Source organism: Microbacterium oxydans (genome assembly GCF_026559675.1).
Taxonomy (GTDB): domain Bacteria; phylum Actinomycetota; class Actinomycetes; order Actinomycetales; family Microbacteriaceae; genus Microbacterium; species Microbacterium oxydans_D.
In genome coordinates this window covers 666,234-685,427 of the sequence record NZ_CP092891.1, presented here as the reverse complement: position 1 = coordinate 685,427, position 19,194 = coordinate 666,234, and the positions used below count along the sequence as shown (strand labels likewise).

Annotated in this window: 20 protein-coding genes and 1 tRNA gene; 4 read left to right on the top strand and 17 right to left on the bottom strand. The window is 70.0% G+C overall.

Annotated elements, in window-relative coordinates; all coding sequences use genetic code 11:
* Nucleotides 1-36 precede the first annotated feature (36 nt).
* The 4 genes from MME74_RS03225 to serS all read right to left on the bottom strand — a co-directional run bounded on the left by MME74_RS03225 (nucleotide 37) and on the right by serS (nucleotide 3,585).
* Complete coding sequence (locus MME74_RS03225; RefSeq protein ID WP_267417250.1) at nucleotides 37-1,272, bottom strand: LCP family protein; 1,236 nt, start codon at nucleotides 1,270-1,272, stop codon at nucleotides 37-39.
* Between the two features lie 50 nt (nucleotides 1,273-1,322).
* Nucleotides 1,323-1,407: transfer RNA gene (locus MME74_RS03220), tRNA-Ser, on the bottom strand.
* 43 nt (nucleotides 1,408-1,450) lie between these two features.
* Nucleotides 1,451-2,272 carry an HAD family hydrolase gene (locus MME74_RS03215; RefSeq protein ID WP_267417249.1) on the bottom strand — a complete coding sequence of 274 codons (822 nt, stop codon included), beginning with the start codon at nucleotides 2,270-2,272 and terminating at the stop codon, nucleotides 1,451-1,453.
* Nucleotides 2,269-3,585, bottom strand: coding sequence for a serine--tRNA ligase (gene serS, locus MME74_RS03210; RefSeq protein WP_267417248.1), 1,317 nt, complete (start codon nucleotides 3,583-3,585; stop codon nucleotides 2,269-2,271). Before serS ends, MME74_RS03215 begins: the two co-directional genes overlap by 4 nt.
* Before the next feature lie 132 nt (nucleotides 3,586-3,717).
* On the opposite strand from serS, the gene MME74_RS03205 reads away from it, so the two are divergent.
* A complete protein-coding gene (locus MME74_RS03205) occupies nucleotides 3,718-4,098 on the top strand; it encodes a YybH family protein (RefSeq protein WP_267417247.1) in 381 nt (126 codons plus the stop codon).
* Between the two features lie 40 nt (nucleotides 4,099-4,138).
* Here the strand turns inward: MME74_RS03205 and MME74_RS03200 are convergent, their stop codons facing one another.
* The gene (locus tag MME74_RS03200) at nucleotides 4,139-4,669 is read right to left on the bottom strand and encodes an RNA polymerase sigma factor (RefSeq protein ID WP_267417246.1); all 531 of its coding nucleotides are present in this window, start codon (nucleotides 4,667-4,669) and stop codon (nucleotides 4,139-4,141) included.
* An 83-nt stretch (nucleotides 4,670-4,752) separates the two neighbouring features.
* Here MME74_RS03200 and MME74_RS03195 point away from each other — a divergent pair, with 83 nt between their 5' ends.
* Nucleotides 4,753-5,751 carry a diacylglycerol/lipid kinase family protein gene (locus MME74_RS03195; protein WP_267417245.1) on the top strand — a complete coding sequence of 333 codons (999 nt, stop codon included), beginning with the start codon at nucleotides 4,753-4,755 and terminating at the stop codon, nucleotides 5,749-5,751.
* A 21-nt stretch (nucleotides 5,752-5,772) separates the two neighbouring features.
* On the opposite strand, the gene MME74_RS03190 is transcribed toward MME74_RS03195, so the two are convergent.
* From MME74_RS03190 to MME74_RS03180, 3 genes are all read right to left on the bottom strand, one after another.
* On the bottom strand, nucleotides 5,773-6,495 hold the full coding sequence (locus MME74_RS03190; RefSeq protein WP_267417244.1) for a hypothetical protein: 723 nt from the start codon (nucleotides 6,493-6,495) through the stop codon (nucleotides 5,773-5,775).
* Between the two features lie 47 nt (nucleotides 6,496-6,542).
* Nucleotides 6,543-8,003: a cardiolipin synthase gene (gene cls / locus MME74_RS03185; RefSeq protein WP_267417243.1), complete on the bottom strand. Its 1,461-nt coding sequence runs from the start codon at nucleotides 8,001-8,003 to the stop codon at nucleotides 6,543-6,545.
* Between the two features lie 86 nt (nucleotides 8,004-8,089).
* On the bottom strand, nucleotides 8,090-8,263 hold the full coding sequence (locus MME74_RS03180) for a hypothetical protein (protein ID WP_267417242.1): 174 nt from the start codon (nucleotides 8,261-8,263) through the stop codon (nucleotides 8,090-8,092).
* A gap of 112 nt (nucleotides 8,264-8,375) precedes the next feature.
* On the opposite strand from MME74_RS03180, the gene MME74_RS03175 reads away from it, so the two are divergent.
* Nucleotides 8,376-9,494, top strand: coding sequence for a DUF4192 family protein (locus MME74_RS03175; protein WP_267417241.1), 1,119 nt, complete (start codon nucleotides 8,376-8,378; stop codon nucleotides 9,492-9,494).
* Nucleotides 9,495-9,511: 17 nt separating this feature from the next.
* Here MME74_RS03175 and lysS read toward each other — a convergent pair whose 3' ends face one another.
* Nucleotides 9,512-11,044, bottom strand: a complete 1,533-nt coding sequence (gene lysS, locus MME74_RS03170) for a lysine--tRNA ligase (protein ID WP_267417240.1) — start codon at nucleotides 11,042-11,044, stop codon at nucleotides 9,512-9,514.
* An 80-nt stretch (nucleotides 11,045-11,124) separates the two neighbouring features.
* On the opposite strand from lysS, the gene MME74_RS03165 reads away from it, so the two are divergent.
* Nucleotides 11,125-13,008 carry a DUF2207 domain-containing protein gene (locus MME74_RS03165; protein WP_267417239.1) on the top strand — a complete coding sequence of 628 codons (1,884 nt, stop codon included), beginning with the start codon at nucleotides 11,125-11,127 and terminating at the stop codon, nucleotides 13,006-13,008.
* Between the two features lie 29 nt (nucleotides 13,009-13,037).
* Here the strand turns inward: MME74_RS03165 and MME74_RS03160 are convergent, their stop codons facing one another.
* The 8 genes from MME74_RS03160 to folE are packed head-to-tail and all read right to left on the bottom strand — an operon-like array spanning nucleotide 13,038 to nucleotide 19,194.
* Nucleotides 13,038-13,730, bottom strand: a complete 693-nt coding sequence (locus MME74_RS03160) for a DUF2520 domain-containing protein (RefSeq protein WP_267418511.1) — start codon at nucleotides 13,728-13,730, stop codon at nucleotides 13,038-13,040.
* Between the two features lie 2 nt (nucleotides 13,731-13,732).
* Nucleotides 13,733-15,775 carry a PH domain-containing protein gene (locus tag MME74_RS03155; protein WP_267417238.1) on the bottom strand — a complete coding sequence of 681 codons (2,043 nt, stop codon included), beginning with the start codon at nucleotides 15,773-15,775 and terminating at the stop codon, nucleotides 13,733-13,735.
* Entirely contained in the window at nucleotides 15,772-16,353 is a 582-nt protein-coding gene (locus tag MME74_RS03150; RefSeq protein ID WP_267417237.1) for a PH domain-containing protein, read from the bottom strand. The genes MME74_RS03155 and MME74_RS03150 overlap by 4 nt, the downstream gene beginning before the upstream one ends.
* Complete coding sequence (locus MME74_RS03145) at nucleotides 16,304-16,786, bottom strand: DUF3180 domain-containing protein (protein WP_267417236.1); 483 nt, start codon at nucleotides 16,784-16,786, stop codon at nucleotides 16,304-16,306. Before MME74_RS03145 ends, MME74_RS03150 begins: the two co-directional genes overlap by 50 nt.
* Nucleotides 16,783-17,322: a 2-amino-4-hydroxy-6-hydroxymethyldihydropteridine diphosphokinase gene (folK, locus tag MME74_RS03140; RefSeq protein ID WP_267417235.1), complete on the bottom strand. Its 540-nt coding sequence runs from the start codon at nucleotides 17,320-17,322 to the stop codon at nucleotides 16,783-16,785. Before folK ends, MME74_RS03145 begins: the two co-directional genes overlap by 4 nt.
* A complete protein-coding gene (folB, locus tag MME74_RS03135) occupies nucleotides 17,319-17,714 on the bottom strand; it encodes a dihydroneopterin aldolase (protein ID WP_267417234.1) in 396 nt (131 codons plus the stop codon). The genes folK and folB overlap by 4 nt, the downstream gene beginning before the upstream one ends.
* Before the next feature lie 44 nt (nucleotides 17,715-17,758).
* Nucleotides 17,759-18,568 (bottom strand): dihydropteroate synthase, encoded by an 810-nt coding sequence (gene folP / locus MME74_RS03130; protein WP_267417233.1) that lies wholly within the window; start codon nucleotides 18,566-18,568, stop codon nucleotides 17,759-17,761.
* Nucleotides 18,565-19,194, bottom strand: a complete 630-nt coding sequence (gene folE / locus MME74_RS03125) for a GTP cyclohydrolase I (RefSeq protein WP_267417232.1) — start codon at nucleotides 19,192-19,194, stop codon at nucleotides 18,565-18,567. The genes folP and folE overlap by 4 nt, the downstream gene beginning before the upstream one ends.

Below are 19,194 nucleotides of genomic sequence, written 5' to 3'. Positions count from 1 at the left end.
AACGCGCAAACGGATTGCGCACCGAGGGGCGAGGGCTCAGCCGTTGCCGTTGGAGCAGGTCTCCTGAGCCGCGGAGTTTCCCTTGATCGAGTCCGGGAGAGCGACCACGTTGTCCGGCGTCGCCGTGGGATCCGGTGTCGCCTCCGTCGTCGGCGTCGTCGGCTCCTTGACGACCACACCGTCGTTGCCGTTGTTCTGGTGCGTGATCTGCAGTTGGGCGTTGGCCTCGATCGCGTCCCACAGCGCCGTGGCGGCGTCGTAGTTCGGGACCACCTTGTTGCGGTCGTCGGGGTCGGTTCCGGTCGGGTACTGCACGAAGACGATGTCCTCGAACGGCACCGACTTCACCGCGAGGGCGATCTGCACGAGCGTCATCGGGTTGTTCGCCAGCGAGGTGCTCGCCTCGAGGTTGTTGAGCGCCGTGTTCGCGAGCTTGAGCATGACCGGCACGTTGCCGAGCACCTCTCCGCTGATCATCTTGCGGGCGAGGCTGGACATGTACTGCTGCTGGTTGCCGATGCGGCCGAGGTCGCTGCCGTCTCCGACGCCGTGACGGGTGCGGAGGAACTGCAGCGCCTCCAGGCCGCGGATCGTGTGCGTGCCCGCGCTCATGTCGAGGCCGGTGTAGCGGTCCTTGATGGGGGAGGCGAGACACACGTCGACGCCGCCGATGGCGTTGGTGATCTCGATCACGCCGCCGAACGTGACGGAGGCCGCGAACTGTACCTCCTGGTCGGTGAGCTCTGAGATCGTCTTGACGACGCAGTTCAGACCGCCGTCCGTGTACGCGACGTTGAGCGGCTGCTTGTTCATCGCCGAGTGGTTGTTGCCCTCGTCGTCGGTGCACTCCGGGATCGGGATCATGAGGTCGCGCGGGAAGCTGACGACGGTGATCCGACGCGGCTCCTGGGACACGTGCACGAGCAGGTTCACGTCGTTGAGCGTGCCCTCGGAATCGCTCCCGGTGCAGCGATCCCCGAAGAGATCCTTGTACTTCTCCTCGCACGTGTCCACACCGGTGAGGACGAGATTGAACCCGCCCTTGTACTCCCCGATGTCCGGGGGCACCGCCTGCTGGCCCTCGAGCTCGACGGCGTTCGCGGACACGGTGCTGGTGAGGTCGTAGTAGATGTACAGCCCGACGCCGAACCCGCTCACGAGAACGACGGCCAGACCGATCGCGATGAACTTCAGCAGCTGGCTGACCGTGTTCGGGGTGCCCAGCTGACCGTGTCGGGCGATGGTGCGGCGGCGTCGGGTGTTGTCGCTCACTCGGGCCCTTTCGGATTCAGCACCGGTGCGGGGTCACCGTGCTCAGCATGCGGAGGGTGTGGGATTCGAACCCACGAGACATCTCTGCCCACTGGTTTTCAAGACCAGCTCCATCGGCCGCTCGGACAACCCTCCTCGACAGACGCATCTGTCGACAAGGCGTGAGTCTAGCCGAGTTCTATTCTCCTGCGCTGACCTGGGCAGGTGCTGGAAGCGTGTCCAGCGCCTGTGCCAGACCGCCATCCTCGACGTCGGCGGTGACCTCGCCCGCGGCATCCTTCACCTCGTCGGGAGCCTGACCCATCGACACGGCCCGTCCGCCGAGCGAGCGTGCCCAGCCGAACATCCCGATGTCGTTCCGGCCGTCCCCGGCGACGAGGATGCGCTCCTCTTCGAGACCGAGCTCGACGCGCACCTGCTCCAGGGCGGTGCCCTTGTCGACGCCCTGCGGCGCGATGTCGAGCCAGGCCGTCCAGCCGATCGCGTACGACACCTCGTTGAGACCCGCATCCGCCACCAGACGGTGGAAGTCGTCTTCGTCGTGCCCCGGGGAGACGACCACGATGCGCGAGACGGGCAGGGCGCCGAGCTCGTCGAAGTCGACCTGTCGACCGCCGTCCAGGGTCCAGTCGTCGAGCTGCTCGGTGAACAGTCGCTGCCCCGAAGCGAGCTCGACCATGTACCGGGCTTCGGGCAGTCGGTCGCGCAGCAGGCCGAGCACGGGCGTCGGGTCGAAGGTCTCGACGTTCCAGCGCTCCCACTCGTCGCCCGAGCGTCGCATCGTCACGGCACCGTTGGAGCACACCACGTAGTCCGCGGTCAGCCCGAGCTCCTCGACGTAGCGCCGCGTCGCCATCCAGCTGCGTCCGGTCGCGATCGTGACGATGTGACCGGCGTCGCGCACCCGCGCGATGGCCTCGGGCACGCCGGGGCTCATGGTCTCGTCCTGCAGGAGGATCGTGCCGTCGACGTCGAGGCCGACCAACCAGGGTGCCGTCACCGTGCAGCCCGCCCGTCGGCGAGGGGCTGGATCACTTCGAGACCGCCGAGGTACGGGCGCAGCACCTCGGGCACGCGCACCGAGCCGTCCGCCTGCTGGTGCGTCTCGAGCAGCGCGACGATCCAGCGCGTGGTCGCCAGGGTGCCGTTCAGCGTCGCGACGTGCTGCGTCTTCGCCGTCCCCGATGCGGCGGTGTCGGCCTGGTCGACGGCCGGGCGATGCCGCACGTCCAGGCGGCGCGCCTGGTAGGTCGTGCAGTTCGAGGTCGAGGTGAGCTCGCGGAACGCGCCCTGGGTGGGGACCCAGGCCTCGATGTCGTACTTGCGGGCGGCGCTCGACCCCAGGTCGCCGGCGGCGACGTCGATCACGCGGTAGGCGAGACCGAGCGAGGTGAGCATCTCCTCCTGCAGCGCGACGAGGCGCAGGTGCTCGGCTTCGGCTTCCTCCGCGGTCGTGTAGACGAACATCTCGAGCTTGTTGAACTGGTGCACGCGGATGATGCCGCGGGTGTCCTTGCCGTGCGACCCGGCCTCACGGCGGTAGCAGGTCGACCAGCCGGCGTAACGGAGGGCGCCGTCGGCGAGGTCGACGATCTCGTCCTTGTGGTACCCGGCGAGCGCGACCTCGCTGGTGCCGACGAGGTAGAGGTCGTCGTCCTTGTCGAGGTGGTAGACCTCGTCGGCGTGCTCGCCGAGGAAGCCCGTGCCCTGCATGATCTCGGGGCGCACGAGCGTCGGCGTGATCAAAGGCACGAAGCCGTTCTGCAGCGCCTTGTCGAGGGCGAGGTTCATGAGGGCGATCTCGAGACGCGCCCCGATGCCGCGCAGGAAGTAGAAGCGGGCGCCGGACACCTTGGCCCCGCGCTCCATGTCGATGGCTCCGAGGAGCTCCCCGAGCTCGAGGTGATCCTTCGGCTCGAAGTCGAAGGCGGGCACGTCTCCGACGCGGCGCAGTTCGACGAAGTCGGCTTCCCCACCGGCCGGAACGCCGTCGATCACGACGTTCTCGATGCGGGCGAGCGCGGCGGATGCCGCTTCCGCAGCCTCGTTCGCCGCGTGCTGCGCCTGCTTCACGCGCTCGGCGAGGTCCTTCGCCTGCGCCACGAGCGCGGCCTTCTCGTCCTTGGGCGCCTTCGCGACCTGCTTGCCGAAGGCGTTCTGCTCGGCGCGCAGCTCCTCGAATGCGGAGAGAGCCGCGCGGCGCGAACGATCGGCCTCGAGTGCGACGTCGACGGTGCTCTGGTCGTTTCCACGAGCAGCCTGCGAGCGGCGGACGATCTCCGGATTGTCGCGGAGGAGTGCGAGGTCGATCATCCACCAAGTCTACGGTGAACGCCCCGGCACGCCGATCGACGAGAAGGCGAAGAAGGGATGTCACACTTCCGCGGCTGCATCGTCTTCCTCTGCAACGGCCGGCACTCCGTCGACCTTCAGAAAAGGAAACCCATGAGCACCACTGTGACCTCCCTCGACCAGCTGAACCTGGCCTTCGCGGAGCGGTTCAACGCCCGCGACCTCGACGGCCTGATGGCCCTGAACACCCCGGACGTGGTCTTCGTCCCCGCGCCGGGCACTCCCGTCACGGGCGTCGAGGCGGTGCGGGGTGCGCTCGAGCAGTTCCTCGGGCTGAACCTGCCGATCTCGATGACGGTCCGCCACGTCTTCGAGAGCACGGGCACCGGCCTCGCGATCGCGGACTGGACGATCACCGGAACGGGTCCCGACGGGTCCGAGATCGCCCTCGCCGGCACCACGGCCGATGTCGCGGTGTACGACGATGAGCACGGCTGGCGCTACGTCGTCGACAACCCGTTCGGCACCGTCTGAGCGACGCCTCCAGGGAGGTCGGGCAGCTGTCCGACCTCCCTCAGCCTTCCCCCATGTCCGTGCGGCGACATTCCTTCAACGCCTTGCGCGCGCGGGAGATGCGCTGGCGGGCGGCCGCGGGCTCGATCCCGAGGCGCGTCGCCACCTCCTCCGCGGAGAGTCCTTCGACGACGTTCAGCAGCAGCGCCTCCCGGAGCGTCTCCGGCAGCGAGTGCACCGCGGTGAGCGCGCTGTCGAGGAAGACGCGGATCTCCACGGCGGACTCCACGCTCGGCTGCTCTCCGGCGGTGTCGTCGTCGAGCTCCGCCTCCGGTCGGCGGGCCCGCTGGCGGGCGAGGTCGATCGCGACGTTCCGGGCGATGGCGTCCAGCCACGAGCACATGCGCCCGGGTTCCGGCGTCTCCAGGTGGGCGATGGACCGCCAGGCGCGCAGCAGAGACGTCTGCGCCGCATCCTCCGCATCGCGGAACGGCACGCCCAGCGAGATGCTGCGGCGGCGGAGCCGGTCGGGCTCCGAACCGATCATTTCGGAGAGCACCGCGCGTGCGGTGCTGTCGGGGACGTCGTTCATCGTGCTGTTCTCCTCATCCCCGCATGATGAAGCGTCCGATCCGGATGAGGCGACCCGAGCGAATCCCGGTTTAGAGTAGCGCCATGACCACCCCCGCCCCCGTTCAGCGACAGGCGGCACTCATCTACAACCCGATCAAGGTCGACGGCAAGCATCTGCGCTCCCGGGTCCGCGATCTCTCGCGTGAAGCCGGATGGGAACACCCCGCATTTTACCCGACGACCGTCGAGGATGCGGGGCAGGGTGCGACCGCGCAGGCGCTCGCACGCGGCGTCGACGTCGTGCTGGTCGCGGGTGGCGACGGCACGGTCCGCGCCGTGTCGGAGGCGATCGCGAACACCGGAGTCCCGCTCGCGATCCTGCCCAGCGGCACGGGCAACCTGCTCGCGCGGAACCTCGGACTGCCGCTCGGCGACCCGGCCGAGATGATCCGGGCGGCCCTCGGCGACTTCCGCCACCCGATCGACATCGGCTGGGCCCGTCTGACGCGAGAGGACGGCGAGGAGGCGGAGCACGCTTTCGTGGTTCTCGCCGGCATGGGGCTCGATGCCGACATGATCGCGAACACGCGCCCCGATCTGAAGAAGTCCGTCGGCTGGATCGCCTACGTCGACGGGGCTGCACGATCGCTTCCGCGGGCGAAGCCGTTCCGTGCCGTCTACCAGATCGACGAGGGACGCCTGCACTCGCACCGGGCGTACAGCCTGCTGTTCGCGAACTGCGGCACGCTGCCCGCCGGCATCGCACTGATCCCCGACGCGTCGATCACCGACGCCGCACTCGACATCGCCGTCATCCAGCCCACCGGGGTGCTCGGCTGGTTCGCGGTGTGGCGCAAGATCTGGTGGGACAACTCGGTGCTGCGGAGATTCCGCGCAGGGCGTCGCGTGCTCGAACGCCGCGGCAAGAACGCCTCGGTGCACTACTTCCACGGCGTCGCCGCCGAAGCAGCCGCCCCCGGTCCGATCCCGATCGAGCTCGACGGCGACGAGTTCGGTACGGCCGTGCGCATCACCTGCTGGGCCGACCCCGGCGCCCTGCTGCTCGCGCTGCCGGCCGGTCACCCGGTGACGATGATCTGATCCCGGCGCCTGCTCCGCGGGTCAGCGGACCTCGACCGTGCCGTCGAGACCGCCGCCGACGAGGGTCAGCGTGAAGGGGCCGTCGTCGTCCACGACGTCGTCGCCGAAGGTGAGCAGCGTCGCGCGCGGCGCCATGTCCATCGTGCAGACCTGGCCCTCGTCGGTGACGAACGTCGCCGTGCCCGCGTTGCCGGAACCCTCGAGGGACTCGACCACAGGGGCACAGCTCGAGGAGCCCCAGGTGAGCAGCACCAGACCGCCGTCGTCGAACCAGCCGGCCGAGGGCTGGAACTCGGTCGTGGTTCCCGGCGTGCCGGTGGCTGCGGGGTCGCCGTCGAGATCGACGTCATCGGTGAGGTCGCCGTACGTCACGTTCAGGGTGATGTCGGACTTCGGGTCCACGCCCTTCGGCAGCGCGCCGATGCTGGCCCGCGGCGCGAGATCCTTCGTGCACGGCTGCGATGCGTCGGGGTCCACGAGCGTGACGGTCACGGTCTGACCGTCGGCGGTGACCTGGTCGACCTGCGGCACACAGGTGGACGAGCCGAGGGTGATGACGGCGAACATGCGGCCGTCGTCGAGCAGCGCCGCTTCGATGTCGTTCTGGTCGTCGACACTGTCGGCGCTGGGGGCGGGCGAGCTGGTCGGCGTCTCCGATCCCGGTCCGGCGGTGCATCCCGCGACGAGGAGCGCGGCGGCGAAGAGACCGACGACAGAGGCGAGGGGACGGATCGCAGAGGTCATGCTCACAGGGTAGCCCGCACGGAGATCGCCGGGAAAGCCGACGATCGCTACTGCAGGGCGGAGGTGAGGCGGGCGAGGTTGTCGAGGACGGTCGACCGCAACGGCTGCTCCATCCACTCCTCCAGGGTCAGTTCCCGGCTGAGCGAGCGGTACTTGTCCTCGACCTCGCGCATCTCGGCGACGAACTCCTCGCCGCGCACCAGCATCGACACCTCGAGGTTCAGACCGAAGGAGCGCATATCCATGTTGCTCGACCCGATGACCGCGACACCGTCGTCGATCGTCAGCGTCTTGGTGTGCAGGATGTACGGCTTCCGGTACATCCAGATGCGCACCCCGGCCTTGAGGAGCACCTCGTAGTAGCTGCGCTGGGCGTGATAGACCATCGCCTGGTCGCCCTCTTCCGAGACGAACAGCTCGACCTGCACGCCACGGTCGACGGCGGCGGTGACAGCGAGCAGCAGGGCCTCGTCGGGGACGAAGTACGGGCTGACGATCATGATCTTCTTCTTCGCCGCGTAGAGCAGACCGAGGAAGAGGCGCAGGTTGTTCTCGACCTCGAACCCCGGTCCCGACGGCACGACCTGGCAGTCGAGATCGCCCGAGCCGATGTTCGCGTGGGCGATGTCGATGCCCTCCAGCACGGTGTCCGTCTCGCTGTACCAGTCGGCGACGAAGATCGCGTTCACGCTGAGCACCACCGGACCGTCGAGCCGGACCATGAGGTCGACCCAGTGCAGACCGCGCTTGATGTTCTTCGGCAGGTTGTACGTCGAGTCCGTGATGTTCTGCGAGCCGAGGAAGGCGATGTTGCCGTCGACGACGAGGAGCTTGCGGTGGTTGCGCAGATCGGGGCGCTGCATCTTGCCCTTGAGCGGCTGCACCGGGAGCATCAGGTGCCAGTCCGCCCCCATCCCGTTGAGCCGGGCGATGGTCTGCTTGTAGCGTGGCTTGCCACGGTTCGCCCAGTGGTCGAGGAGCACGCGCACCTCGACGCCGCGCGCCGAGACCTCTTCCAGCGCACGGAAGAAGTTGTCGGTCGAGGTGTCCGACTGGAGGATGTAGAACTCGACGTGCACGTAGTCCTGCGCCGTGCGGATGGCCTCGGCCATCTCGTCGAGCGACTCCTGGTAGTCGGAGATCAGGTGGGCGCCGTTGTCACCCGAGAGCGGGAGCGCTCCGAGCTTCTGGTTCATCTGCACGATCGGCCCGAACCAGTCCGGGGCGTTCGGTCGCAGCGTCCCGAAGTGCAGGTGCTCGCTCGTCTCCGCGATGTACTCGTTGATCTGGTCCTGCTTGCGTCGCCGTGCCCGTGGAAGGCGCGGGTTGCCGATCAGCAGGAAGAGGAAGACGCCGACGAACGGGATGAAGAAGACCGCGAGGAGCCAGGCCATCGCCGCCGTGGGACGGCGGTTGCGCGGGATGACGATGATGGCCGTGACGCGGATGATGATGTCGAGCACCAGCAGGAAGGTGGCGATCCACCATCCCCAGGTCTCCGCAGTCATCGTGTCCCCTCGCCACCGCAGTGACCATCACATCCGAGCGCACCGGAACCGGTGCGCTTGGCTTCACAGTAGCGGATGGGTCGGACTCAGGAGCGCGGCGGGAGGCCGCGCGCTGCACGCTCTTCGGCCTCGATCTGCGCGTGGACCTTGCGCTCGGTGCGGTCGAACCGCAGGATGCCACGGAGCACGAAGACGAACACGAGGCTCACTCCGACGGTCGGCAGGAGCGACCATGCCGCGGCAAGCCAGAAGTTGTCCATCCCCCCATGGTACGCCCGCCACTCTTCATGCACATTCGCCGGCTCTCAGGATCTGCGTCCACAGGCGGCCCTTTCACCCCGCGCCGCCTCGCCCAGCGGGGACACTCTCGGGATGACAACAGTGCTTCGAGCCACCGACTCCGCCGCATTCCTCGGCATCGTCCCCTCCCTCGCCGGCTTCACGCCCCGACGCAGCATCGCCCTGCTCCCCTTCCGAGGCACGCGCACGGAGGGAGCGATGCGCCTCGATCTGCCGCACGAGGGAACCGACCTCGAAGCCTATGCCGATGCGGCGGTCGGCCTGGTGGCCCGCGTCTCGGGGACCGATGCCGTGGCCGCCGTGGTCTACACCGACCTCGAGGCGGAGGCGACGAGGGACGGGCTCGTGCTTCCGCACGCCGTGGCGGTCGATGAGCTGCTGGGCTGCGCGGAGGATGCCGGGCTCCGCGTGGTCGATGCGCTCTGCGTGACGCCCTCGGGATGGTCGAGCTACATCGACGAGTCCCCGGAACTCCACTCCCTCACGCAGATCCGCACGCCGCCGGAGGCTTCGGCTGTCGGCGACGTCGCGGGAGACCAGTCCGCAGGGGTCGGGCTCCCTCCGGTCGACCTCGCCGAGAAGGAACGCGTGGGCAGAGCGACCCTCGAACTCGGCGCGCTGCTCGACCGGGACGGCACCGGACGCCTGACCGGGCGGGAGAATCCGCAGCTGATCGCTGCTCTGGTGCTGCTCGAAGACATCCCGGCGTTCTTCGAGTCCGTGCTGGCGGCGCCGGACGCGCTTCCCCCTTTCGCGACCGCCACGCTGCTGTGGTGTCTGGCACAACCGCTGCTGCGCGACGTCGCGATCGCGCAGTGGGCCACCGATCTCGCGGGTGGCATCCGCGCGCTGGAGGCTCAGACGACGTTCGCCGCGTCCGGCGAGACGATCCCCGACGAGGTCGGGCGGGTGTTCCTGGGGCAGGGGCCCGCTCCCGACCTCGACCGCCTCCGACTCGCCCTCGCCGTCGTCCGCGAGGCGGCGGCACGGGCGCCGCGCGCCTCGCGACCGGCACCGCTGACCGCGGCGGCGTGGTTGTCCTGGGCGCAGGGGCGCGCCACGCATGCCGGCCACTATCTCGGACTCGTGCGCGAGATCGACCCGCAGTACTCCCTCGCCGTCCTGCTGGAGACGATGATCGGCGGCGCGATGCTGCCGGACTGGGCCTTCCACAGGGCCCCGGCGGAATGAGCGCCGGACCCCGCGCGCTACTTGACGAGCGGGAACAGGATGGTCTCGCGGATCCCCAGGCCGGTGATCGCCATCAGCAGACGGTCGATCCCCATGCCCATCCCACCGGACGGCGGCATACCGTGCTCGAGCGCCCGCAGGAACTCCTCGTCGACGGGCATCGCCTCGACGTCTCCCCGCGCGGCGAGCTTCGACTGCTCGAGGAAGCGCTCGCGCTGGATCACCGGGTCGACGAGCTCGGAGTATCCGGTCGCCAGCTCGAACCCGCGGATGTACAGGTCCCACTTCTCCACGACACCCGCGATCGAGCGGTGCTCGCGGACCAGGGGCGACGTGTCGACGGGGAAGTCCATCACGAACGTCGGGCGGACCAGGTCACCCTTCACGAAGTGCTCCCACAGCTCCTCGACGAGCTTGCCGTGGGTCGCCTGCGGCGGCAGGTCGACATCGTTGGCCTCGGCGAACGCGATGAGGTCCTCGACCGAGTCCTGCGGGGTGACGGTCCGACCGGAGGCGGCCGAGAGCGACTCGTACATCGAGATGCGGTCCCACTCGCCACCGAGGTCGTAGTCGGTGCCGTCGGCCCAGGTCACGGTCGTCGAGCCCGAGACCGCGATGGCGGCGTTCTGCACGAGCTCCTGCGTGAGCGCGGCCATCTGGTTGTAGTCGCCGTACGCCTGGTAGGCCTCGAGCATCGCGAACTCGGGGCTGTGCGTGGAGTCGGCGCCCTCGTTGCGGAAGTTCCGGTTGATCTCGTAGACCCGCTCGATGCCGCCCACGACCGCACGCTTGAGGTACAGCTCGGGCGCGATGCGGAGGTAGAGCTCAGTGTCGAAGGCGTTCGAGTGCGTCACGAACGGGCGGGCGGACGCGCCACCGTGCTGCACCTGCAGCATGGGCGTCTCGACCTCGAGGTAGTCGTGGCTCGTGAAGGTCAAACGCAGGCTCGCGTTCACCGCGGCGCGCGCGCGGACCGTGGTGCGGGCCTGCTCGCGGACGATGAGGTCGAGGTAGCGGCTGCGGACGCGGCCCTCCTCGCTGAGCTCGGAGTAGGCGTTGGGGAGCGGCAGGATCGCCTTCGAGGCGATCTCCCACCCGTCGGCCATGATCGACAGCTCACCGCGGCGGCTGGAGATGACCTCTCCGTGCACGAAGACGTGGTCACCGAGGTCGACATACTCCTTCCAATCGGCGAGAGACTCCTCGCCGACGTTCGCGAGGGAGATCATCGCCTGGATGCGCGAGCCGTCGCCGGCCTGCAGCGTCGCGAAGCAGAGCTTGCCGGTGTTGCGGCTGAACACCACGCGTCCCGCGACGCCGACGACCACACCGGTCTCGGCGCCGGCCTCGAGCTCGCCGTACTCGGCGCGCAGGGCAGGGATGGTGTGCGTGACGGGCACGGAGACGGGGAACGCCCCACCACCGGCGTCCGTCCGCTTCTCGATCAGGCGCTCGCGCTTGGCGAGGCGCACGGCCTTCTGCTCGTGGACGTCCTCTTCGAGGGAAGGGTCGGTCGAGGCCGATTCGGGCGCGGCGGACGCGTCAGTCATGTGCGGGGCTCCTTGGAAGTCCCTCCCAGTTTACCGAGGCGGCTTGCCGCTCTTCGGCGCGGGCTGGGTAGCCTCGAAGAATGGCCCCCACACGGATCCTCCGCGCGCTCGCCGCCCTCTCCCTCGCCGTCGTCGCCGTGGCCATGCCGGCCGCCGCATCGGCAGCCGTCGACGGGAGCCCTTCCGCCGGCGCTCCACGGCAGCAGCTCGCGGCATCGAGCGACATGAACGACACGAACGACTTCTCGTATGCCTCGTGGGACGCCCTCTACGAGATCGGCCTCGACGACGAGGGCCGCTCCCGGATGCACGTGACCGAGACCCTGGTGGCCCGTTTCCCCGAGACCGACCAGAATCACGGCATCGTGCGCGGGCTCGCGACCTCGTACGAGGGGGCGAGCACCGAGACGCGGGTCCTCTCCGTGACCGACGACGACGGGAAGGAGGTGTCCTACGAGACCGACGAGGAGGACGGGCTGCTGTACGTGCTTACGGGCGACGACGACAACTACGTGCACGGGCTCACCACCTACGTGATCGAGTACGAGATGCGCGATGTGATCCTCGCCACCTCCCCGCCCGCCGGTTCATCGACTCCCGCGGTGGACGAGTTCTACTGGAACCTCCTCCCCCTCGAGAGCACGCAGCCCATCGAGCGGTTCCGCGCCGACATCGCGTTCGACGAGGAGCTGGGCGCGGCGCTCACGGGCTCGACGCGCTGCTACACCGGACCATCGGGATCCCAGACGGAGTGCGAGCTGCGCGGCCCTCAGACCGACGGCCGGACCACGGTCTTCGGCGTCCAGTCCGGGGAGCGACCGCCCGGCGACGGCGTCACCGTGGCCATCGGGTTCGAGCGGGGCACGGTCGCCCAGCCGCTCGCCCGCACGCCCGATCCGGTGGCCGACGTCGCGCCGATCGTCGCCGCCGTCGGGGCCGCAGGTCTCTCGGTCGGCAGCTGGGTGGCCGTATCCGCGTTCGCCCGCAGGCGACGGGTGGCCACCGGGATCGTCGTCGCGCAGTACGACGTGCCGGATTCGCTGCCTCCGCTGATCGCGGCAGCCGTGGTCCCCGGAGCCGAGGACGTCGTCCCGGCCGAGATCGTGCACCTCGCCGTGCGCGGGGCCCTGCGCATCGAGGAAGGGACGGAGGTCGAGGAACCCCGCCTGCGTCGTATCGCCGGCACCACCGCACCGGACGAGCTCGATGCCGAGGCGATGGAAGCGCTCTTCGAGGGAGCCGACGCCGAGGGTGTGGTCGATCTTCCTGCGGCCGACGAGGTCTTCGCCGCGCGCATGACCGCCCTGCAGCAGGCCGGCGTCACTGCGGCAGCCGCCCGCGGACTCACCGAGAAGGTGCGCAGCCGCGGAGCCGTGATCCTGCAGTGGAGCGCGATCAGCGTCGCCGTCATCACCCTCGTGTTCGCGATCTGGAGCGCGACCAGCGGGCGCCTCTCCGCGACCCCCGCACTCGTCGTGGCCTCCATCGTCGCGTTCCTCGTGCTGCTCTCGAGCATCTACGGGTTCTCGAAGCACACGGTGCTCACCGCCGAGGGGGCACGCACCTACGAGTACCTGCAGGGAGTGAAGGAGTTCATCCGAGTGGCCGACGCCGACCGCCTGCGCATGCTGCAGTCGTACAGCGGCGCCGAGCGGCGCCAGGATGGCAGCGCCGACGTCATCCACGTGTACGAACGGCTCCTCCCCTACGCGATCCTGTTCGGCATGGAGAGCGAGTGGGGCGACGTGCTCGAGCAGGCCTACACCGCCGAGCAGCGTGGCGCCTCGTGGATCGGTGATCCCACGTCCTTCGCCCTTCGCGTGCAGCTCGCGTCGTTCATGGCCTCGTCGCAGTCCGCGGCGACCTACTCGGCCCCCTCGTCGAGCAGCTCGAGCGCCGGAGGTTCGTACGGCGGCGGGTTCTCCGGAGGCGGCGGAGGCGGCGGCTTCTCGGGCGGTCGCTGAGGTCGAGCCGCCGCCGGGCAGCGCCGTGGTCAGATCAGCGGCGGAGCGTCCGACGCCTCGCGCAGCGCCCGCTCGACGGTCGACTGGACGAGCGCGGAGAGGTACCCGCCGGGGTTCTCCACCCCGATCTCGCGCAGCCGAGCAGTCGACTGGCCGATGATCGACCGGGAGAACTCGGTGGCCGTCGCGATGGCATCCGCGTAGGCGGGGCGGTCGGCCTCGGCGATCACCACCGGCTCGCATCCCATCTCCACCGCGAGCGCCTGCGCGATCGGCAGGACGGCGGCGGGGGCGGTCACGGCCGCGAAACCGGCCTGCAGCTGCCGCAGGTCGATCGATGTCCCGGTGAAGGTGATCGCGGGGTGCACGGCGAGGGGGATCGCCCCACGCTCGGCCGCCGGACGCAGTACCTCGATGCCGTATGCGGGATCGGTGTGCAGCACGAGCTGCCCGATCTGCCAGCCGCCCACCTCGGCGATGCCGGCGACCAGCGACGGCAGCTGCTCCGTCGGGACCGCGATGATCACGAGCTCGGCGCGGCGCACGACCTCCAGCGCGTCGAGCACCGGGACGTCGGGCAGCACGGCGGACGCCCGTTCGTCATCGGACCCGCTCGTGATACCGATCACCGCGTGGCCCGCGCCGCCGAGTGCCGCCCCGACGATCGGACCGACGCGTCCCGCGCCGATGATGCCGACGCCGAGACGCCCGTCACGCGCCACCATCATTCCCCCGTCTGGGCGGGCGGCGCGGGCGGCGGGAGCACCGGCGGAACCGGGGGTGCCACCGGCGGCACCGGAGAAGCCACCGGCGGTGCGGGCGGTGCCGGAAGCACCGGCGCCGCGGGCGGTGCGACCGGAGAACTCTCCGGAGGTGCCAGAGAAGCCGGAGGGGCCGGGGGCGCGGGAGGGGCCGTCCGGGCGACCGGAGGCGCCGCGGGAGGCGGCATCACGGGAGGCGGCGTCACGGGAGGCGGCATCACAGGAGGCGTGGGAGACCCCACCGGAGGTGCCGGCGGAGCCGTCTGCCCGGGGCTCGGGAAGACCGGCGGCGGTCCGGTGTAGGGCGGCGGAGCGACCGGGGGCGCAGCCGGCGCCGGGGTCGCATGCTCACTCCACCGGTGGCTCGTGTCGCGGGAGGCCGCCTCAGCAGCGGCGCGGCTGACGTCGTCGAGCAGTGCGAGCGCATCGGCGCGCTCGAGCCCGGAGAGGTACCCGGTGATGGGCCCGGGAACCGTGTGCACCTGCGCGCCCGAGACGCGCTGCGCGCGATCGATCGGTCCCTGGTTGAGGGAGACGCCCTGCAGACGTGCGAGCGGGAAGACCGCGAGCTTGCGCCACACGATCCCGCGACGCAGCAGCAGCCCGAAGTCGGCCACGGAGTAGCCGTGGCGCTTCCACGAGAAGGGACGCCGCCACCACGCCCGCCGGGGCATCGTGCGATACGGGTCGTTGTCGGTCGGCCCGACGACGCCCTGCTCCCAGAGCTGCGGGATGCTCTCCGCGGGCACGTCCGGCAGCACGAGTACGAGGACGCGCTCGACGTCGGCCCGCTTGCCGACGGGCAGCACCACGTTGAACTGCTGACCGCTTCCCGACGACTGCTGGGCCGCGCTCTTGCCGCTCATCCGGTTGATCTTGATCGTCCACCACCCGAACGGGCGCCACAGCAGCGACTGCGACACCTCGACCGCGAAGATGCGTCCCGGCGGGAGCGTCTCCGTCACGGTGGTGAGCAGACCGTAGGTGATGCGCACACCGTCGGGCGTCGGCGCGATGGAGTAGCGGAGCGACTTCGAGATCTGCGCCCAGGTGATACCGACGACGGCGACGACCATCGGCACCCCCATGCCGAGGCCGAGCCCGAGGATCACGACCCCGCCGTCCGAGATGCCGTCGGCCAGCATGCCGATCAGCGCGCTGCCCATCGCGATCGCGAAGATCGCGCCGAAGAACACGAACCACAGGAAGCCGGAGATGAGCTGCGAGCCGACCAGGCGCCCCGTGGGGATCTTGACGACGCTCTCCGGCACCACGTCAGCGAGGTCGACGCCGGTGATGAGCCCGTTGACGCCCGCGTTCATCGATCCGACGAGCTGCGCGCGAGCGGATGTCGGCGCTGCCGGCGTTCCTGCCGCCTGGGGGTTCAAGGCCGCGTGACGTGCCGCGCGGGCACCCGAGGCGAGTCGCAGGATGTCCGCCCGCACCGACTCCGCGCGCGGCGTCGCGAGATACTCGAGCTCGACGTTCGCGTCGTTGCCCGCGCCGACGACCTCGAGCTTGGCGAGGCCGATGATGCGCGCCGGGAACGGCCGGGTCAGATTGACGCCCTGCACCCGGTCGAGCGGTGCCCGTCGGTGCGAGCGGAAGATCAGTCCCTTGCGGACCTCGACGTGGTCCCCGGTGATCCGGAACTGCTGGAAACGCCAGATGAACCAGAAGATCAGCACCAGCACGATCACGAGTCCCAGCACGCTGAGCAGCGCGACGAGGATCAGGTTGTTGGAGAGCACCCAGTCGACGGGATCCGCTCCGCCGTAGTTGTCGTAGTGCGCTTCTTCGGGGGTGAAGAGGTCGAGGGCCCAGGCGATGAGGCGATCGCGCATGTTCGCGATCACGATGCCGGCGATGATGATCAGCGCGAGCCCGCCCTTGAACAGCGGGGTGAGCGGATGCATCCGGTGCCACTCGCCGTTCGCGAGCGTCGTCGGCGGCTCGCCGGTCGCGGGCTGCGCGCTCGGCGCGAGAGGGGGCTGCGGCTCGCTCACAGGCCGGTCCGACGGGTCTCGGCGACGTGGATGAGGGTGTCGCGCAGCGCCTCCGCCGCCTCCTGGGTGAGGCCGGGGATCTGCACTCCGGTCGTGGCCGCTGCCGTGACCATCTTGAGCTGGGCGATGCCGAACGCGCGGTCGAGCGGGCCCTGCGTGATGTCCACCAGCTGCATGCGACCGTACGGGACCGCGATCATGCGCTGCCACAGGATGCCCTTGCGGAAGACGATGTCGTCGACGCGCAGCATGTAGCCGATCGCCTTCGCCTGGCGGGGAAGGATGATGAGCGCGAACACCGTGATGAGCAGGATGACGCCGGCGGGGATCCACACCCACTGCTGGTCGAGCACGAGGCTCAGCACCACGGCGGCGGCCGCGACGAGCACGAGGAAGATCACGTTCTGCAGGATCTGCGAGACGACATAGCGCGGCGAGATCTGGTGCCACGTGCCGTCGAGCTCCAGCCGCGCCTCGTTCCGGGCCGTGCGCAGCTGCGTGTACGTCCCCTGGTCGAGGGCGTCGAGGTCAGTGCCCTCCGCCGGGTTCAGGGGCGCGGTCTCTGGGTTCTGAGTCATCAGGATCCTTCGGCAGGGTGCAGAACTGTTCGGCGATGAGCGCGGCGATCACGAGGACGATCGCGCTGCCGATGAGGGCCAGCATGGCCACAGTCGACCCTACCTGTGGAACGACGGGCCGCGACAGGAGGAACGTCAGCAGTCCGGCGCCGAAACCCGCCATGATCGCGCCCAGCAGGCTGGAGGCCCGGGCGAGCGTCGCCGCCCTGAGCGCACGGAAGGGATCGATGCGGACACCGGACCGTACGCTGCGCCGCACCGGCCACGCGACGCCGAGCGATGCCGCGGCGATGAGCAGGAGCAGCACGGGCAGGAGGAGCGACGGGGTGAACGTGACCCGCCCTGCCGCCGTGAGCAGATGATCGAGCAGGAAGCCGCCGCCACCCGCGAGCAGCGCGAGGACGACGAGGACCCCCGCGGAGGTGCGCCTCATCCCTCGCCCCGCGCATGCAGCTCCGCCGCGAGATCGGCCACTCTTCCGCGACCCTGCAGCTCGGCGTCCGGGTCGAGGTCCAGCCAGGGGTCGAGCACGAAGAGCCGCTCCCCGGCGCGCGGGTGCGGCAGCTGCAGCTGAGGGTCGTCCGAGACCACGTCGCCGTACGCGATGAGGTCGAGGTCGAGGGTGCGGTCGCCCCAGCGCTCCCGGCGTTCCCGGCCGTTCTCGTCCTCGATGGCGTGCAGCATCCCGAGGAGGATCCCGGGCGCGAGCCGCGTGGTGACCAGCGCGACCGCATTCACATAGCCGGGCGCGTCCGGATCCGGCCCGTCGAGGCGGAGAGCGACGGTCTCGAAGAGACGGGAGAGGCGCACATCGCTGACCAGCGGGAGGCGGGCGATCCGCTCGGCGGCACCGCGGATGGTCGCCGAGCGGTCGCCGAGGTTCGCACCGAGCGCGACGACGGCCACGCTCTCCGGCCGTGCGGGGCGGGGAGGCGGGAACTCGGGCGCTTTCGCGAGGTCGCGGCTCATACGGTGATGTCCTCCAGGGCATCGGAGCTGCGGCTGCGGTGCACGGTGACCGACACGTCGGAGAAGCTCAGCGCGATCGGAGCGTGCGGCTTGTGCACCGTGACGCTCACGTTCTGCACCCGCGCGTCGGCCAGCGCCACGTCCGCGATCCGCTCGGCGAGCGTCTCGATCAGGTTCACCGGCTCGCCCGCCACGACGGCGGCCACCTTCTCCGCCAGCTCTCCGTAGTGGACGGTGTCGCCCACCTCGTCGGAGGCGGCGGCCTGCTCCAGCGACAACCGCAGACGGAGGTCGATCGTGAACTCCTGCCCCTCCTCCCGCTCGCGCGTGTACACGCCGTGGCGGCCGAACACGGTCAGCCCGGTGAGGACGATCTCGTCGAGGAAATCCATTCCTCTAGCGTACGGGGGACGCCCGCCGTCGGCGGGGTCGGAGTTCACCCGGCCCAGGCGTGCGCGATCGCGAGCGCGTCGCGGGTCGCGGCGACGTCGTGCACTCGCACAGCCCACACCCCGGCACGCGCGGCGAGGGCGCTGGTCACGGCGGTGGCGAGGTCGCGGCGCGCCTCGGAGACCTCGTCGTCCGGTCCGGTCTCCTGGCGCAGTGTCTCCGCCAGGAATCGCTTGCGGGAGGTGCCGATGAGCACCCGTGGTCCGAGTGCGAGGATCTCGTCGAGCCCGCGCAGCACATCCCAGTTCTGCGCCCCAGCCTTGGCGAAGCCCACACCCGGGTCGACGATGAGCCGTGACGGGGCGATCCCCGACGCCGCGGCCTCGCCCATGCGCTCCTGGAGCTCGCCCGCGACCTCACGCGCGACCCGTCGATACTCGGCGTTCGCATACATGTCCGCGGAGAATCCCCGCCAGTGCCCGATCGCGAAGTCGGCGCCGGATTCGGCGACGGCCGCCCGCATCTCGGGGTCGGCGAGACCGCCGGACACGTCGTTGACGATCCTCGCGCCCGCACGCACGGCGGCGGCGGCCGTGGCGGCGCTGAGGGTGTCGATGCTGACCGGCACTCCCGCGGCGGTGAGCTGCTCGATCACGGGGATCACGCGCTGCTGCTCGACCGCGGTCCCGACGCGCTCCGCTCCGGGCCGTGTCGACTCTCCGCCCACGTCGAGCACCGTCGCACCGTCCGCGCGCAGCTGCAGACCGTGCGCGACGGCCCGGTCGACGTCGAAGTAGCGGCCGCCGTCGCTGAACGAGTCGGGGGTGACGTTGACGATGCCCCAGATGCCGGTCATCGACGCGGGGTTCCCGAACCGGATCCCGAGGCGCCGGAGCTCATCGAGGCGCCGATCAGCGTGATGAGCTCGGCCCTGGCGACGGCATCCGTGTACTCCCCGCGTGCGGCGATCGTGAGCGTGGAGGCTTCCGTCTGCCGTCCGCCCCGCATCGTCACGCACCCGTGGCTGGCATCGAGGACGACGAGCACACCGCGGGTGTCGAGGTGCTCCGCGATCGTGTCGGCGATCTGCTCGCCGAGACGCTCCTGCACCTGCGGACGCGCGGCGAGGATCTCGACGACGCGCACGAGCGCTCCGAGACCCACGACCTGCTCGCCCGGCAGATACGCGATGTGCGCATGCCCGGCGAAGGGCAGCAGGTGATGCTCGCACACGGAGCGGAAGCGGATGTCGCGGAGGAGCACCGCACCAGAGGGCAGAGTGTCGGGTGCCGGACCGCGCGCGACACTGATCGTGTGCGCGAGCGGGGCCGCGGGGTCTTCGCCGACGCCGGAGAAGAACTCCGAGTACAGCTCACCCATCCTCGACGGCGTCTGCTTGAGCCCCGGTCGATCCGGGTCCTCGCCGATCGCCTCGAGCAGCTCCCTGGTCAGCCGCTCGACGCGCTGCCTGTCGACGGTCAC